The 14767-nt window shown below is 69.3% G+C and carries 13 protein-coding genes; 8 read left to right on the top strand and 5 right to left on the bottom strand.

The window, feature by feature from the left end:
• Positions 1-107 precede the first annotated feature (107 nt).
• Positions 108-1361 (top strand): DUF2637 domain-containing protein, encoded by a 1254-nt coding sequence (locus ABZT93_RS00190; protein ID WP_356096661.1) that lies wholly within the window; start codon positions 108-110, stop codon positions 1359-1361.
• 59 nt (positions 1362-1420) lie between these two features.
• Here ABZT93_RS00190 and lysS read toward each other — a convergent pair whose 3' ends face one another.
• Entirely contained in the window at positions 1421-3166 is a 1746-nt protein-coding gene (gene lysS / locus ABZT93_RS00185) for a lysine--tRNA ligase (RefSeq protein ID WP_356096658.1), read from the bottom strand.
• 141 nt (positions 3167-3307) lie between these two features.
• Between lysS and argS the strand changes: the two genes are divergently transcribed.
• Positions 3308-5062, top strand: a complete 1755-nt coding sequence (gene argS / locus ABZT93_RS00180) for an arginine--tRNA ligase (protein ID WP_356096655.1) — start codon at positions 3308-3310, stop codon at positions 5060-5062.
• A gap of 10 nt (positions 5063-5072) precedes the next feature.
• On the opposite strand, the gene ABZT93_RS00175 is transcribed toward argS, so the two are convergent.
• Genes ABZT93_RS00175 through ABZT93_RS00165 form a run of 3 tightly spaced genes read right to left on the bottom strand, consistent with a single transcriptional unit; the run spans position 5073 to position 9357 of the window.
• Positions 5073-6908, bottom strand: coding sequence for a protein kinase (locus ABZT93_RS00175; RefSeq protein WP_356096653.1), 1836 nt, complete (start codon positions 6906-6908; stop codon positions 5073-5075).
• Positions 6909-6964: 56 nt separating this feature from the next.
• Complete coding sequence (locus ABZT93_RS00170; RefSeq protein WP_356096650.1) at positions 6965-8899, bottom strand: hypothetical protein; 1935 nt, start codon at positions 8897-8899, stop codon at positions 6965-6967.
• A 56-nt stretch (positions 8900-8955) separates the two neighbouring features.
• Positions 8956-9357 carry an ATP-binding protein gene (locus ABZT93_RS00165; protein WP_356096647.1) on the bottom strand — a complete coding sequence of 134 codons (402 nt, stop codon included), beginning with the start codon at positions 9355-9357 and terminating at the stop codon, positions 8956-8958.
• Positions 9358-9470: 113 nt separating this feature from the next.
• Between ABZT93_RS00165 and ABZT93_RS00160 the strand changes: the two genes are divergently transcribed.
• The 6 genes from ABZT93_RS00160 (at position 9471) to ABZT93_RS00135 (ending at position 13546) form a co-directional block, all read left to right on the top strand.
• A complete protein-coding gene (locus tag ABZT93_RS00160; RefSeq protein ID WP_356096644.1) occupies positions 9471-10298 on the top strand; it encodes a helix-turn-helix transcriptional regulator in 828 nt (275 codons plus the stop codon).
• On the top strand, positions 10295-10468 hold the full coding sequence (locus tag ABZT93_RS00155) for a DUF397 domain-containing protein (RefSeq protein WP_356096641.1): 174 nt from the start codon (positions 10295-10297) through the stop codon (positions 10466-10468). The genes ABZT93_RS00160 and ABZT93_RS00155 overlap by 4 nt, the downstream gene beginning before the upstream one ends.
• A 44-nt stretch (positions 10469-10512) precedes the next feature.
• Positions 10513-11337, top strand: a complete 825-nt coding sequence (locus ABZT93_RS00150; protein ID WP_356096638.1) for a DUF4253 domain-containing protein — start codon at positions 10513-10515, stop codon at positions 11335-11337.
• A gap of 126 nt (positions 11338-11463) precedes the next feature.
• Positions 11464-11790, top strand: a complete 327-nt coding sequence (locus ABZT93_RS00145; RefSeq protein ID WP_356096635.1) for a hypothetical protein — start codon at positions 11464-11466, stop codon at positions 11788-11790.
• The gene (locus ABZT93_RS00140; protein WP_356096632.1) at positions 11790-13046 is read left to right on the top strand and encodes a putative T7SS-secreted protein; all 1257 of its coding nucleotides are present in this window, start codon (positions 11790-11792) and stop codon (positions 13044-13046) included. Before ABZT93_RS00145 ends, ABZT93_RS00140 begins: the two co-directional genes overlap by 1 nt.
• Positions 13043-13546: a hypothetical protein gene (locus tag ABZT93_RS00135; protein ID WP_356096629.1), complete on the top strand. Its 504-nt coding sequence runs from the start codon at positions 13043-13045 to the stop codon at positions 13544-13546. The genes ABZT93_RS00140 and ABZT93_RS00135 overlap by 4 nt, the downstream gene beginning before the upstream one ends.
• Positions 13547-13552: 6 nt before the next feature.
• On the opposite strand, the gene ABZT93_RS00130 is transcribed toward ABZT93_RS00135, so the two are convergent.
• Positions 13553-14764: a PLP-dependent aminotransferase family protein gene (locus ABZT93_RS00130; protein WP_356096626.1), complete on the bottom strand. Its 1212-nt coding sequence runs from the start codon at positions 14762-14764 to the stop codon at positions 13553-13555.
• Positions 14765-14767: the final 3 nt, after the last annotated feature.

Below are 14767 nucleotides of genomic sequence, written 5' to 3'. Positions count from 1 at the left end.
TGAAGAAGTACTGACGGCCAGTACCGGCCACCCGTGCGCAGCACATATGTGCCACTCTGTTGCGCGCAACAAGACGTACAGGGAGGGGAGTACGGGTGTCCGCGCCCATGCAGCTGACTCGAATGCACCGCGTGCTCATAGGCGTGGTCGTGTTCGGCGCCGTGATCATCGCCGGCATCGGCTTCGCGGGGTCGTACGCGGCCGTCCGTGAGCTCGCCGTCCAGAAGGGCTTCGGGAACTTCAGTTATGTCCTCCCGATCGGCATCGACGCGGGTATCTGTGTCCTGCTGGCCCTGGATCTGCTTCTGACCTGGATCCGCATCCCGTTTCCGCTGCTGCGTCAGACGGCGTGGCTGCTGACGGCCGCGACGATCGCCTTCAACGGCGCGGCGGCCTGGCCGGACCCGCTGGGTGTGGGTATGCACGCGGTGATCCCGATCCTGTTCGTGGTGTCGGTGGAAGCGGCCCGGCACGCGATCGGCCGGATCGCGGACATCACGGCGGACAAGCACATGGAGGGGGTCCGCCTCACCCGCTGGCTGCTCTCCCCGATCCCGACGTTCCTGCTGTGGCGCCGGATGAAGCTGTGGGAGCTGCGCTCCTACGAGCAGGTCATCAAGCTGGAGCAGGAACGACTCGTCTACCGTGCGCGTCTCCACTCCCGCTTCGGCCGGGCCTGGCGCCGCAAGGCCCCGGTGGAGTCCCTGATGCCGCTGCGTCTGGCGAGGTACGGGGTTCCGCTGGCGGAGACGGCTCCGGCGGGCCTGGCGGCGGCGGGCATCGAGCCGGTGCTGCTGCCTCCGGCTCCGGAGCACGCCGAACTCCCCGCGGCCGCCCGTGCGGTGGCTGCGGACAGTCGTCCCGCTGTGGCGGCTCCCGTCCCGCCGCAGGCCGCGCCCCCACCTGAGCCGGAACCCGATCCCGACCAGAGCCCGTGGTTCGAAACCCCCAAGCAGGTCGAGTACCAGGGCGGCTACAACCCCGACTACGACCCCGCGGAGCAGTACAACCGCTGGTACGAGGAGCAGTTGGAAGCCGAGCAGTACGAGCTCCAGCAGATCCAGTACGAGGAGCCTCCCCGGGACCCCTCGATGGAGGAGACCGGCAGCTTCCCCATCCCCGTGACCACCGGCCGAACCCGCGAGCTGGGTGAAGGCGGCGGCACCCCCGAACCGACGGAGGAAGACTTCTACCAGGTCTTCAAGAAGTCGATCGACGGCAGCTACCCCTCCCCCGGCCAGCTCAGGGGTGACGTGGAGGCGACGTACGGCGTCGTGCTCTCCCAGCGCGACGCCGAGCGCATGGTCAACCGCTTCACCAACCGCCACACGGCGGAACTCCAGGAAGACCACATCGCCTGAGCCACCCGGACATGAGAAGGGGCCCTCCACACCGGAGGGCCCCTCTTCCGTACCGCCTGTCACTCCCCGAGCAGCGCCCGGACCCGCTCCTGCCCCACGGCCAGCAGCAGTGTGGGCAGCCGGGGCCCGGTGTCCCGGGAGACCAGCAGCTGGTACAGCAGGGCGAAGAACGTCCGCTGGGCGGTCTTGATCTCGGGCGGCAGTTCCTTGGGCGTGGCGTCCGCGGAGAACCCGGCCTGCACCTTGGGCACGCCGTACACGAGGTGGGTGAGCCCGTCGAGCGACCAGTGCGAGGCGAGCCCGTCGAGGAGCAGCCGCAGCGACTGCTGGGTGGCCTCGTCGAGGGACTTGAGCAGTTCGGCGTCGGGCTCGTCGCGCACGATGGTCCGCTGCTCGGCGGGCACCTGCGTGTTGATCCAGGCTTCGGCCTTGTCGTAGCGGGGCCGGGCCTCGTCCAGTGCCGACAGCGGGTTGTCGGGGTCCAGCTCGCTGAGGATCCGCAGCGCCTGGTCCTCGTGCCCGGCGGTGATGTCGGCGACGGAGGCGAGCGTCCGGTACGGCAGCACACGCGGCGTCCGGGGCAGTTCCCCGCCGGCCGTGCCCACCGCGCGGGAGTGCGCGGCCACGTCGCCCGGCAGCGCGGTGCCGTCGGCCACCTTGGCGTCCAGCTTGTCCCACTCGTCGTAGAGCCGCTGGATCTCCTGGTCGAAGGCGATCTTGAAGGACTGGTTGGGCCGACGGCGGGCGTAGAGCCAGCGCAACAGCTGCGGCTCCATGATCTTCAGCGCGTCACCGGGGGTCGGCACCCCGCCCCTGGACGACGACATCTTCGCCATCCCGGAGATCCCGACGAAGGCGTACATCGGCCCGATCGGCTGCTGTCCGCCGAAGATCCCGACGATCTGCCCGCCGACCTGGAAGGAGGATCCGGGCGAGGAGTGGTCGACCCCGCTGGGCTCGAAGACGACGCCCTCGTAGGCCCACCGCATCGGCCAGTCGACCTTCCAGACGAGCTTGCCGCGGTTGAACTCGTTCAGCCGGACGGTCTCGGAGAACCCGCAGGCGTTGCAGGTGTACGACAGCTCGGTGGTGGCGTCGTCGTAGGAGGTGACCGTGGTGAGGTCCTTCTCGCAGTTGCCGCAGTAGGGCTTGTACGGGAAGTACCCGGCGGACCCTGAGGACCCGTCGTCCTCGGCGGCGGCGCCGGAGCCCTCGGCGGCCTCGACCTCGGCCTCGTCGAGCGGCTTCTGCTGCTTCTTCGCGGCGGCCGGGGCCTTCTTGGTCCGGTACTGGTCGAGGATCGCGTCGATGTCCCCGCGGTGCGCCATGGCGTGCAGGATCTGCTCGCGGTAGACGCCCGAGGTGTACTGCGCGGTCTGGCTGATCCCGTCGAACTCGACGCCGAGCTCGGCGAGCGCGTCGACCATGGCGGCCTTGAAGTGCTCGGCCCAGTTCGGGTGGGCGGAGCCCTTGGGCGCGGGCACGGAGGTCAGCGGCTTGCCGATGTGCTCGGCCCACGACTCGTCGACCCCGGGGACACCGGCCGGCACCTTGCGGTAGCGGTCGTAGTCGTCCCAGGAGATCAGGTGGCGTACCTGGTGGCCCCGGCGCCGGATCTCGTCGGCGACGAGGTGCGGGGTCATGACCTCGCGGAGGTTCCCGAGGTGGATGGGTCCGGAGGGGGAAAGCCCGGACGCGACGACGACCGGTTTGCCCGGGGCCCGACGCTCCGACTCCTCGATGACCTCATCCGCGAAACGGGAGACCCAGTCGGTGGTCTCAGCGCTCTGACCCACGATCGGCACGTCCTCTTTTGCTTAAGTTGCTGAAGGCTTGATGGACTCCCCATTCTCCCAGACGGCACCGCGCGGGAGAAAACCGCTTTACCCCCCATGGGATACTGACGGTGTCTATCTGATCCCCCGAGGAGAACGGCACCCACTCCCATGGCCCCGGTCACGTCCCTCAGCGACTCCGTCAACCAGCAGCTCGGCTCCGCGATCTCCGCCACGCTGCCGGAGGCCTCCGCGGACCCACTGCTGCGACGCAGCGACCGGGCCGACTTCCAGGCGAACGGCATCCTGGCGCTCGCCAAGAAGGCGAAGGCGAACCCGAGGGACCTGGCGACGCAGGTCGTGGCGCAGATCGTCACGGGTGACGTGATCAAGGACGTCGAGGTCTCCGGTCCCGGCTTTCTGAACGTGACGCTCACCGACAGGGCGATCACCGAGAACCTGGCCGCGCGGTACGAGGACGGCGACCGTCTCGGCGTTCCGCTCAAGGACCAGCCCGGTGTCACGGTGATCGACTACGCCCAGCCGAACGTGGCGAAGGAGATGCACGTCGGGCACCTGCGCTCGGCGGTGATCGGTGACGCCCTGCGGAGCATGCTCGACTTCACCGGCGAGCGGACGATCGGCCGGCACCACATCGGCGACTGGGGCACCCAGTTCGGCATGCTCATCCAGTACCTGATCGAGAACCCGGGCGAGCTGGCCCCCCCGGACGAGGTCGACGGCGAGCAGGCCATGTCGAACCTGAACCGGGTGTACAAGGCGTCCCGTGTGGTCTTCGACTCCGACGAGGAGTTCAAGGAGCGGGCGCGGAAGCGGGTCGTGGCCCTCCAGTCCGGCGACAAGGAGACGCTCGAACTCTGGCAGCAGTTCGTGGACGAGTCGAAGGTCTACTTCTACTCGGTCTTCGAGAAGCTGGACATGGAGATCCGCGACGACGAGATCGTCGGCGAGTCGGCGTACAACGAGGGCATGCCCGAGACCGCCCGCCTCCTGGAGGAGATGGGCGTCGCGGTCCGCTCCGAGGGCGCGCTGGTCGTCTTCTTCGACGAGATCCGCGGCAAGGACGACCAGCCGGTCCCGCTGATCGTGCAGAAGGCGGACGGCGGCTTCGGCTACGCGGCCTCCGACCTGACGGCGATCAGGAACCGGGTCACCGACCTGCACGCGAACTCGCTCCTGTACGTCGTCGACGTGCGCCAGTCCCTGCACTTCAAGATGGTCTTCGAGGCGGCCCGGCGAGCGGGCTGGCTGACCGACGAGGTCACCGCGCACAACATGGGCTACGGCACGGTGCTCGGCGCCGACGGCAAGCCGTTCAAGACGCGTGAGGGCGAGACCGTCAAGCTGGAGGACCTGCTGGACGAGGCGGTGCAGCGGGCGGCGGAGGTCGTACGCGAGAAGGCGCTCGACCTCACCGAGGACGAGATCCAGGAGCGGGCGGCGCAGGTGGGCATCGGCGCGGTGAAGTACGCCGACCTGTCCACGTCCCCCAGCCGCGACTACAAGTTCGACCTGGACCAGATGGTCTCGCTGAACGGCGACACGTCCGTGTACCTCCAGTACGCGTACGCCCGTATCCAGTCGATCTTGCGCAAGGCGGGAGAGGTACGGCCGTCCGCCCACCCGGAGCTCGAACTGGCCGAGGCGGAGCGGGCGTTGGGCCTGCACCTGGACGCGTTCGGCGGCACGGTCTTCGAGGCGGCCGCGGAGTACGCCCCCCACAAGCTGGCGGCGTACCTCTACCAGCTCGCCTCCCTGTACACGTCGTTCTACGACAAGTGCCCGGTCCTCAAGGCCGACACCCCGGCCCAGGTGGAGAACCGCCTGTTCCTGTGCGACCTGACGGCCCGCACCCTGCACCAGGGCATGGCCCTGCTGGGGATCAGGACGCCCGAGAGGCTCTGACCGGTCGGCCCTACGCGATGTGGTCCTCCTCCAGTTCAGCCGTGACACGGCTGGCGAAGCGGTTGACCATGGGTACGGCGTCATCCTCCGAAAGGGTGTCGCCGTACACCGCCTTCACCTGCTCCCTGAACTGGTCCCAGGTGGGTAGGCCACCCTCGATCGACTGCCGCTTGAAGACCTGGTAGTAGCGCTCATCGGGCCCTTCGAGCAGCTCCAGGAATCCCTGGATACGGGAGACTTCCCCATTGAGGAGCTCACGGCGGCGCTCTAGAACCGCCACCTCACGCTTGCCCTCCTCGACCGTACGTTCCGCCTCGTCGATCGCCTCGGCCCTGTGCTCGTCGGCCGCTCGCCGGGTGCGCTCAAGGGTCTCCTCGGCCTGCCGCCGCAGCGTGGTGGCGCGCTCGATGGCGTCTCTGCGGACGTTCTCGCTGTCCGTGGTGGCGCTCTGGCGCAGCTCGTCGGCGTCCGCCTTGGCCTTGGAGAGCAGCTCCTCGGCGGTCTTGGCCGCCTCCTCGATCTGTTGGACGGCCCCCTTGCGGGCCTCCGCGCGGATCTTCTCGCCCTCGGCGACCGCGTCGGCGCGCAGCTGCTCGGCCTCGCCGCTCAGCCGACGGGCCTCCTCCGCCACCTCGCCTCTGAGCGTCTTCCCGATCTCGCGTGCCTCGGCGAGGATCTTCTCGGCCTCGGCCCGAGCGTCCTCGACGAGCGGATCGGCGTTGACCTTCGCCGCCTCGCCGGCCAGTCGCTCGGCATATTCGAGGGCCTCCTGGGCCTGACTGGACGCGGCGTCCAGCAGCCGCTCGGCCTCAGTGCGGGCACGGCGCAACAGCTGCTCGGCCTCCGAACGAACCGCCTCCGTCTCCGCCCGCTGCCTCGCCCTGTCCCACTCCGTCCACTGGAACAACTCCCACGCCCGCTTCAGGAGCCGTCCCGACACGGAGTGCCTGTTTCCCAGCTGCGTGGTGTCCAGAATGCTTCCGCCGGGCTCGGTGACGGCGTGGTCGGCGAGGAAGGTGCTCAGCTGCTCGTAGACGACGGCGGCATCCGCCGGGCGGTCGTCCGGGCGCTTGGCGAGCAGGTTCAGGATGAGGTCGTTCAGCGGGACCGGCAAGCCCTCGACCCGGGACGCGGGTGGTTCCGGCGCGTCCTGCATCTGCTTGCGGAGTACGGCCCACTGGCTGGTCCCCGTGAACGGCGGCCGGCCCGTCACCGCGTGGTACAGGAGGCATCCCAAGGAGTACAGGTCACTGCGGTGGTCGATCGCCTTGTCGCCGTCGGCCTGTTCCGGAGACATGTACGACGGGGATCCGACCGGCATACCCGTGACGGTCAGTTCGCGGGCCCCGATGGTTTCGCCCATGAACTTCGCGACCCCGAAGTCAAGGACCTTCACCGTCCCGTTGGGCGTGAGCAGCGCATTGGCCGGCTTGATGTCCCGGTGGACGACATCCTGGGCGTGCGCCGCGTGCAGCGCCTCCGCGATTTGCGCGGCCCACCCAACGGCGAGCGGCCACGACGGCGTGGACTCCTTCAACCGCCGGTGAAGGGGCACGCCCTGCACGAGCTCCATCACGAGGAAGAGGGTGGGGCGCCCGTCCACGGACACCTCGCCCCAGTCGTGCACTGTGACGATGTTCTGGTGGGCCAGCCGCCCCGCCAGCTGTACCTCACGCTGGAATCGGGCCTGAGTCTCCGCCTCGTCCATGCCGTACTGCGGATGGACAACTTTGACCGCGACGTTCCGCCGCATCCGCTCGTCCTGAGCGGCCCAGACCTGCCCCATGGCGCCGGCACCGAGCCGGTGGCCGATCCGAAACCGTTCGTCGAGCAGTACGCCCTGCACCGGTCCCCTCCCCCGTCGGCGGCCAGACCCGCACATCCCTTACGAGTATGGCCCCTTCAGTAACCCGACGAGTCCCCCGAGCTGCCGTACGACCCACCCGCCGACCGTCGCAACCGCCGTACTTCCTCCTCCACGCGCCGCGCCACGTCACCGACGCCCGTGCCCTCCTCCAGGCCGCCGGCGCGGAGTTCGGCGGCGAGGCCCGTGAAGTAGTGGGCAGCGGTGAGGAGGTAGTCGTCCACGTCGACGCCCACGGACGCGGCGGCTCCCGGAGGGATGCGGTTGACCTCGTCCAGGACGCGGTTGACCTGGAGGGTGATCTCGTCGCGGACGTCCCGCGTCAGCGCCACCGCCCGCCCCACCTGCGCGAGGATCGAGTGGCAGGAGCGTGCAAGCTGCATCAGAAGCCTGTCGTCCCGGTTGAGCGAGGACGAACCCGAAGCGCCGGGGCTGTAGTTGCCCGACGCGATGCGCGCGTCCGCGAACTGGCACTCATAACGCCGCAGATCGAAGGCGGTCGTCGCACCGAGCGCCCCCCGGAAGCAGGGGTGGACCTGAAACTCCGTCTCGTGCGGCTGGACCGGCAGCCCGTCGTCACCGGCGTACACCACGTCGTTGCCCCGCCGCACCCCGAGGAACCCGACTCCGTGGAGCACGTCGATGATCCCGGGCAGCGTCAACGCGTCGGCGTACGCCGGGAAGTCGTGGTGGAGGGTCTGGGCGGCGGCCTCGAAGCGGCGGGTGAGCGCGGCGCGCGTGACGACGTATCCGGTGTTCTGGAACAGCGGGAAGAGGTTCCGGAGAAAGGGGTGCGCGACCAGATACTCCGAAGTGAGGTCCTTGAGCTTCCACTCCGAGAACTGGCGACCCGCCTGCGCCACGTCCGCCTCGGTGATCCGGTCCCGCTCATGGTCCAGCCATGCCTTCTCCTGGCAGAGGTTCAGGAACTGGATGGCGTCACGGGGCCTCGGCAGACAGCGGCCGAAGAGGTGCGCGGTGATCTCCTCGCCACCCACCGTCTGGGGAAACAGCTCCTTCCACAGCCATTCCTCTGTCAGTTCCTCCCCGATGGAACACCGCGCCCGCGCCAATGCGAGTCCTCGCAAGGCTTGTTCGGTCCAGGCGATCCGCAGTTCGTCACCGTGGAACTTGTCGCCCTCCCCGAAGGACAGCGAGTCGTAGATGTCGGCGCGCAGGAACAGCAGGAACCGCACCGAACGGCCGTACAGGCTCGCCGCGTGCTTGGCCGCCAGCAGCAGCCCGATCACCATGGAGTTGCTGTCCGGTTCGGCGGACCACACCTGTTCGAGCTGGTCGACCATGAGGAGGAGCGGTGGGTGTACGACGCCGTCGCAGCCCAGATCGCCGAAGGCCTTCGCCACGCCCTGCTCGACGATTTCCAACTGCCTCGCCGCGCGGGCCCCTTCGGACGGAGACTGGGCGAGGTCCACGCTCGCCTTGACCCCGAAGGCCTCAAGGGACAGCGAGGTCTGCAGCCCGCGGGCACCCTGCGCCAGCCGCTCCACCAGCCGGCCGCCCCCTCCCGGCGCCTCGCCGTTCTGTTTGAGGAACCGCCCTAACGCCTTGACGGAGTCGGTCTTGTGGCCGCCGCCGTGTGCGCCCTTGGCATGATCGACGAGGTGCCGGGCGGCATGCACGGCGAAGACATACCGCCAGATCAGCGCCTTGGCCGAGTCCCCCGGCAGCCCCTGCAGCTCGAACCGCCGGATCTCCTCCCCCGCTGCCTCGTCAGGGGTGACGAGCACCTTGCCGCCCCGGTGCCCGCCCTCGCCGTCGGACATCAACTGCATGCAGATGGCGCTCTTCCCGGACCCCTTGCGCCCGATGATGAGCATCTTGCGCCCACTGAGCGCGCCCCGGTACGCGGCGTTCGGCAAGAACCCCCCGCGGAACAACAGCCCGTCGGTCGCGTCCCGTTCGGCGTCCTCACGCCCGAAGTGCAACTGCGCGAGCACTGGCTGGTCGGCCATCCCGTCCCCCTAGGTCGTACTGAAACCCAAGGTATCGGGACCCACTGTCATCAGGGCTACGCCAGCGCGAACTCGCACCACACCGCCTTCCCCGGCTCCCGCTCCCGCACCCCCCACCTGTCACTCAGCGCGGCCACCAGCAGCAGCCCCCGGCCGCCCTCGTCCCGCTCCGGGACGAGGTGCGGCACGCCGCCCCCGCTGTCGTGCACCTCGACGACCAGGGCGCTCACGTCGTACCGCAGGAACAGCCGCAACTGGCGTCCGGGCGGTACGCCGTGCAGCAGTGCGTTCGTCACCAGTTCGCTCACGCAGAGCAGTACGTCGTCCGCCCGCGAGGTCTCCGCCAGGCCCCAGCCGGCCAGGGCCTCGGTCGTGAAACGGCGGGCGGCCTGCGCGGTCCGGCGTTCGCGGCGGAAGAACCTCTCGCGCAGGAGCGGTAGTTGGGTCGTCTCGTTCACGGGACGAGAGTCGCGGAGAGTGACTACCGTTGATCACTCGGTGAACCCGTACAGATTTTTTGTACGGGTTCACACCCGGTGACGTACGCGCCCCGAGGGGGATGGAGACCTGCATGAGCGCCAGGAAGCCACCGCGGCCGAAGAACCTCACGTCCATGAAGATGCTGGGCAAGCAGCTGGGCACGGCCCGCCGCGCCGCGGGCCACACCCAGACCGTCCTCGCCGACCTCGTCCGCGTCGACGAGGAGACCATCGCGTCGATCGAGCAGGGCAGGCGGACGCTGAAACCGGACCTGGCCGCGCTGCTGGACGAAGTCCTGGAGACGAAGGGGATGTTGGCGGCGGGGGTGGCCAACCTGCCGGACATCGACCAGTTCCCGATGTGGGCCGAGCTGTACGCCGAGCACGAGCGCGAAGCCATCGCCCTGTCCTGGTACGACGCCCTGGTGGTACCGGGGTTGCTCCAGACCGAGCCGTACGCGTGCGCGTTGCTGGGTGGACGTGTTCCGGCGTACGACGCCGACGAGTTGGAGACGAAGGTCGCCGCGCGCGTCGGCCGCCGGGAGATCCTCCACCGCAAGGTCCCGCCGACGCTGAGCTTCGTCGTCTGGGAGCCCGCGCTCCTCATGCCTACGGGCGGCCGCGGGACGCACCTGGACCAGTTGCGCTTTCTGCGCGAGTGTTCCGAACTCCCCTGCCTGTCCTTGCAGATCCTGCCGCTGAACCGCACATCGCATGCGGGGGACGCGGGCCCCTTCACGCTCCTGGAGACTCCCGACCACCAGCACCTCGCCTACACCGAGTCCCAGCGCGGCAGCCAGTGGGTATCCAACGCGGATGAGGTGTCCATCCTCGCGCGCAAATATGCGATGCTGCGGACTCAGGCCCTCACCATCGAGGACTCCAGAAGCTGGTTGGACCGTCTGCTAGGAGAGCTATGAGCACCGCACTTCAGTGGTTCAAGTCGACCTACAGCAGCAGCGAGGGCGGCCAGTGCGTCGAAGTAGCCACCTGCCCCGAAGCCATCCACATCCGCGACTCCAAGAACCCCGACCCCACCCTCCAGGTCACCCCCACCACCTGGACCGCCTTCACCACCGCCCTCAAGTAGCGCACCGTCGGCCATTGTCAGTGGCGGCCCCTACAGTCACTGACATGGCGACTCTTCCCAACCCGCTGCCCACCCTCGCGGCAGACCCGAGCGGTCGTTCGCTCGGACTTGGACTCCCTCTGGGGAGACTGATCGACACGACCGACGAGGGCCCCTGGCACGAACCGCTGCTGTGGCATGCCGAGTACGCCGCGTCCTCCGGGGCGTGGACCGCGCTCGGGACACCGGCCGCGCGGACCGGGCTGCTGCCGGTGCTGATAGACGTCGGCGGTACGCAGGGCGGGCCGGAGGAGTGGGAGTTGATGCCCGGGGAGATGTCGTACCCCGGGGATCACGACCCGGAGGAACTGCTGGCGGAGTACTGGGCGTACGCGGTCGAGGAGCCCGACGACCTCGACGAGACGGTCGCCCCCTACGACGAGACCTGGCCGGGTCTGGCCCCGGCCCCGGAGTCTTTCCCCGCGGACCCCGACACCCGGGCCGCCGATACCGCCGACGCGCTCCTCGACGAGGGATCGTGGTTCAAGGAGCCCCGTCTCGCCCTTGTCCCGGCCCGCCGCAGCGCGGACATCCCGGCGGCGATCGGGTGGACGGGTCCGATGAACTACGAGGGCGACACAGCCCGTATCTGTGCGATCCTCCGCGACTGGGAGGACCGCTTCGGCATACGGGTCATCGCGCTCGGCTTCGACCAGTTGACCGTGTCCGTCGCAGCCCCGCCCACGACAAGGGAGGAGGCGGAGGCCGTCGCCGCCGAGCACTTCGCGTTCTGCCCGGACAACATCACCCAGGGCGATCACGAGACCCTGCGCGCGTACGCCGAACACGCGGTGCTGGGCCGACGCGTCTGGTCCTTCTGGTGGGACTGAAAGGCAAACCAAAGGTCTCCCATAAGCAAATTCCCTTTCAAGTCACCCCCTCCCGTCTCGACTCACGGAATCCGTCGCTAAACTCCCTTCTCGTTTGCGGTCCTTAACAGGGGGAGGGCGCTCAGCATGGCCGACGGCTTTTCTGTGGACCTCGGCGCGCTGCGCAAGGCCGCCTCCGGGATCAGCACCACGCTGGACGCGATGGCCACCAAGAAGGTGAGCGACATCGACGTTCCCAAGGGCGACTTCGGGCACGACGAACTGGCCTCCGCGATCGTCGACTTCACCGACCGGTGGAACATCGGCGTTACGCACCTGGCCTCCGACGGCTCCGAGGTCTCCGACCGGCTGAACCGCTGCGTCACGAACTACGAAGCGGCCGAGGAGCACATCCAGCTCTCCACCGAGGGCATTCTCCAGTCGCCGTCCGGAACAGACCCGGGGGCGTCCTGATGGCCGAGCTCGGCGAGACGTCGGACCCCCGCGCGCTCGTCCCCGGCTCACCGGACTCCCTGACCACCACCGCACAGTCCCTGCTCGCCTACGGTGACGTCCTCATCGAGGCCGGCGAAGGACTGGCGAAGATCGACACCGTGGACGGCTGGCGGGGCCCCGCCGGGGACGCCTTCCGGGACCGTTTCCACGGCCAGCCCGCCCGATGGACCGAGGCGGGCAACGAGTTCCACGCCGCCGCGAACGCCCTGTACGACTACCTGCACACCCTGCGCGCGGCCCAGCAGCGCGCCGCCGACGCCATTTCCCGGTACGCGCGCGGCGAGGCGGCCACCACGAACGCCAAGAACGAACACGACCGGCAGGTCACCGAGGCGCGTGGAAAAGGGGACACCACCGAGATCCCCTTCAACGACCCCGGTGAAGCGGACCGTGCCGCCGCCCGCGCGGATCTCGACACCGCCCGCGGCAATGTGAACACCGCCGGACACACCGCGGCCGCGCTGGTGCGGAAGGCCACCGAGTCCGCCCCGGAGCGCCCGGGATTCTGGTCCAAGGTCGGCGACGTCCTCGGCGACGTGGGCGAGGGCCTGCTGGACGGCGGCAAGACCGTCGTCAACGACCTCGCCTCCTTCGGCAACGCCATGGTCCAGCACCCCGGCGACAGCGCGGCGATGCTCGGCGGCATGCTCCTGGCGGGCGTCAGCGCCGGCGGCGAAGGTCTCGGCGTCGCCCTGGACGCCACCGGGATCGGTGCCGTCGCCGGCGTACCCCTCAACGTGGTGTCCGCCGCCGGGATCGCCACGGGCGTCGGCCTGGCGGGAGCCGGCGCCGTGGACCTCGCCCAGCACGCCACGAGCGACTCCCGGGTCGAACCCCTGCGCATGAACAGCGAGGGCTCCGGCACCGGCAGCTCCTCACAGCCGCCGGCGTCCGATCTGATCAAGAACGGCCAGAAGTACGAGGGCACTGGTACCGGCTCCGGCCGCGGAGGCCTCAAGCTTCCGAAGGAGAACGGTCCGAAGAACGGGACCCTGTACAAGACCGATCCGCAGACGGGCAAGGTGACCAGCTACTCCACCTACGATTCCGAAGGTCGCGCCTTGAAGCGAGTGGACGTGGAGGGGGCGGCGCACAACGGGGTGGACACACCACATGTCGTAGAAATGGTGCACAATACCAACCCCAAGACCGGGCAAGTCTTTGTGGGTGAGTCGAAGGACGTGCGCACCGCGTTCCCCTGGGAGATCCCGTGAGCAGCATCAAACCGTCGTGGTCCGAGCGTGAGCTACCGGCCTTCTTCAAAAGGTGGCGGACCGATTGGAAGAACGAGGATCTCGACCCGGACAACTACCTCGACTTCGAGGGCGGCCTTCGTTTCGTCCTGGCCGCGGCCTGGCTGTTCTGCCCCGAGACGGTCGAGTACCGCGGCTGCGTGTTCCTCAAGGAGCGATTCCGTCAGAGCACTGTCGACGACTGGTTCACGAAGCTGGGTGACGATCGAAATCGAATTGAAGTCGTCGTCAATCACGTCGAGTTGTGGGGCACCTTCAACAACACCGCCCTCACGGACGACGATCAACTCGGCGAGGAACTGCCTCAACTCGCGCTCGCCCTGGGGGAATGCTGGCAGGGCGTCCTGTCCGCCCGGTACCCCGACCTGGAGATCACCGTCGAGGTCAGCGACGAGGAGGACGGCGCCTACGGCCCGACCGTGACCTTCTGGACCTCCCCGTCCGTCTCACCCTTCGGCTGACACGTCTCACACCCCGGCCGGGCCGCCCCGCAGTCCCTCTCCCAGCCTCCGCAGCCCCTCACCGATCTCCTGCGGCGTCTGCGTCACGAAGCAGAGCCGCAGGGTCGAGCGGTCGGGCTCACCGGCGTAGAAGGGCGCCCCGGGGACGTAGGCCACATCCCGCGTCACGACCTGCGGCAGCAGCGCGGCCGTGTCGTACGACGACGGAAGCCGCGCCCAGAGGAACATGCCGCCCTCGGGCCGCGTCCAGGCCGACCCCTCGGGCAGGGCCCCGGCCAGCCCCGCGAGCATGGCGTCGCGCCGCTCGCCGTAGACGCCCGCGACGCGGCGCACATGCGCGTCGAGGTCCCGGTCGGCCAGGTAGCGTGCCGCGGCGAGCTGGTTGACGGTCGGGGTGTGCAGATCGGCGGCCTGCTTGGCGACCGCGCAGGCCCGCCGCAGCTCGCCGGGCGCCCGCAGCCAGCCCAGCCGCAAGCCGGGGGCCATGACCTTGGAGAAGGACCCGAGCAGCACGACCCGGTCGCGGACCTCCTCGTGGGCGGCGATCCACGGCACCCGCTCGCCCTCGAAGCGGAGTTCGCCGTACGGGTCGTCCTCGACGATCCACAGGCCGCACCGCGCGGCCACGGACGCGACGGCGGCCCGGCGCCCCGCGGACATGGTCCGCCCGGTCGGGTTCTGGAAGGTGGGCACGGTGTAGAGCAGCTTGGGCCGCTCCCGCACGACGAGTTCCTCCAGCGCCGCGGGATCGGGCCCCTCGTCGTCCCCCGGCACGGCCACCACCCGGGCGCCCGCGAACCCGAAGGCCTGAAGTGCGGCCAGGTAACAGGGGCTCTCGACGAGGACGGTGTCCCCGGGCTCGATCAGCGCGGTGGCGAGCAGCGACAGTGCCTGCTGCGACCCTGTGGTGACGAGGACGTCGTCGGCGTCGGTGGCGAGCCCGCGCACCGACATCCGCTCCGCCAGGGCCGCCCGCAGCACGGGCTCGCCCTCGGTGGTCGAGTACTGGAGCGCCCGCTCGGGCATCTCGGCGAGCACCGCCCGGTACGCCTCCGCGATCCCCTCGGCGTCGAACAGTTCGGGCGCCGGCAGCCCGCCCGCGAAGTTGATCACCTCGGGGCGGGCGGTGACGGCGAGGATGTCCCGTACCGGCGACCCACCGACCGACCGGGCCCGGGCGGCGAGCGGCGGCACGGAAGCGAACGTGGGCACCGTCATGGC

The sequence above is a fragment of the Streptomyces sp. NPDC005303 genome, from assembly GCF_040607335.1.
Classification (GTDB): domain Bacteria; phylum Actinomycetota; class Actinomycetes; order Streptomycetales; family Streptomycetaceae; genus Streptomyces.
This window is presented reverse-complemented; position numbering and strand designations above follow the sequence as displayed.

Coding starts and splice junctions, on each gene's coding strand:
- ABZT93_RS00170 (WP_356096650.1), bottom strand. CDS start 8,899: ATGGCCGACCAGCCAGTGCTCGCGCAGTTGCACTTCGGGCGTGAGGAC.
- argS (WP_356096655.1), top strand. CDS start 3,308: ATGGCCCCGGTCACGTCCCTCAGCGACTCCGTCAACCAGCAGCTCGGC.
- ABZT93_RS00140 (WP_356096632.1), top strand. CDS start 11,790: ATGGCCGAGCTCGGCGAGACGTCGGACCCCCGCGCGCTCGTCCCCGGC.
- ABZT93_RS00190 (WP_356096661.1), top strand. CDS start 108: ATGCAGCTGACTCGAATGCACCGCGTGCTCATAGGCGTGGTCGTGTTC.
- ABZT93_RS00150 (WP_356096638.1), top strand. CDS start 10,513: ATGGCGACTCTTCCCAACCCGCTGCCCACCCTCGCGGCAGACCCGAGC.
- ABZT93_RS00155 (WP_356096641.1), top strand. CDS start 10,295: ATGAGCACCGCACTTCAGTGGTTCAAGTCGACCTACAGCAGCAGCGAG.
- ABZT93_RS00130 (WP_356096626.1), bottom strand. CDS start 14,764: ATGACGGTGCCCACGTTCGCTTCCGTGCCGCCGCTCGCCGCCCGGGCC.
- ABZT93_RS00145 (WP_356096635.1), top strand. CDS start 11,464: ATGGCCGACGGCTTTTCTGTGGACCTCGGCGCGCTGCGCAAGGCCGCC.
- ABZT93_RS00160 (WP_356096644.1), top strand. CDS start 9,471: ATGAGCGCCAGGAAGCCACCGCGGCCGAAGAACCTCACGTCCATGAAG.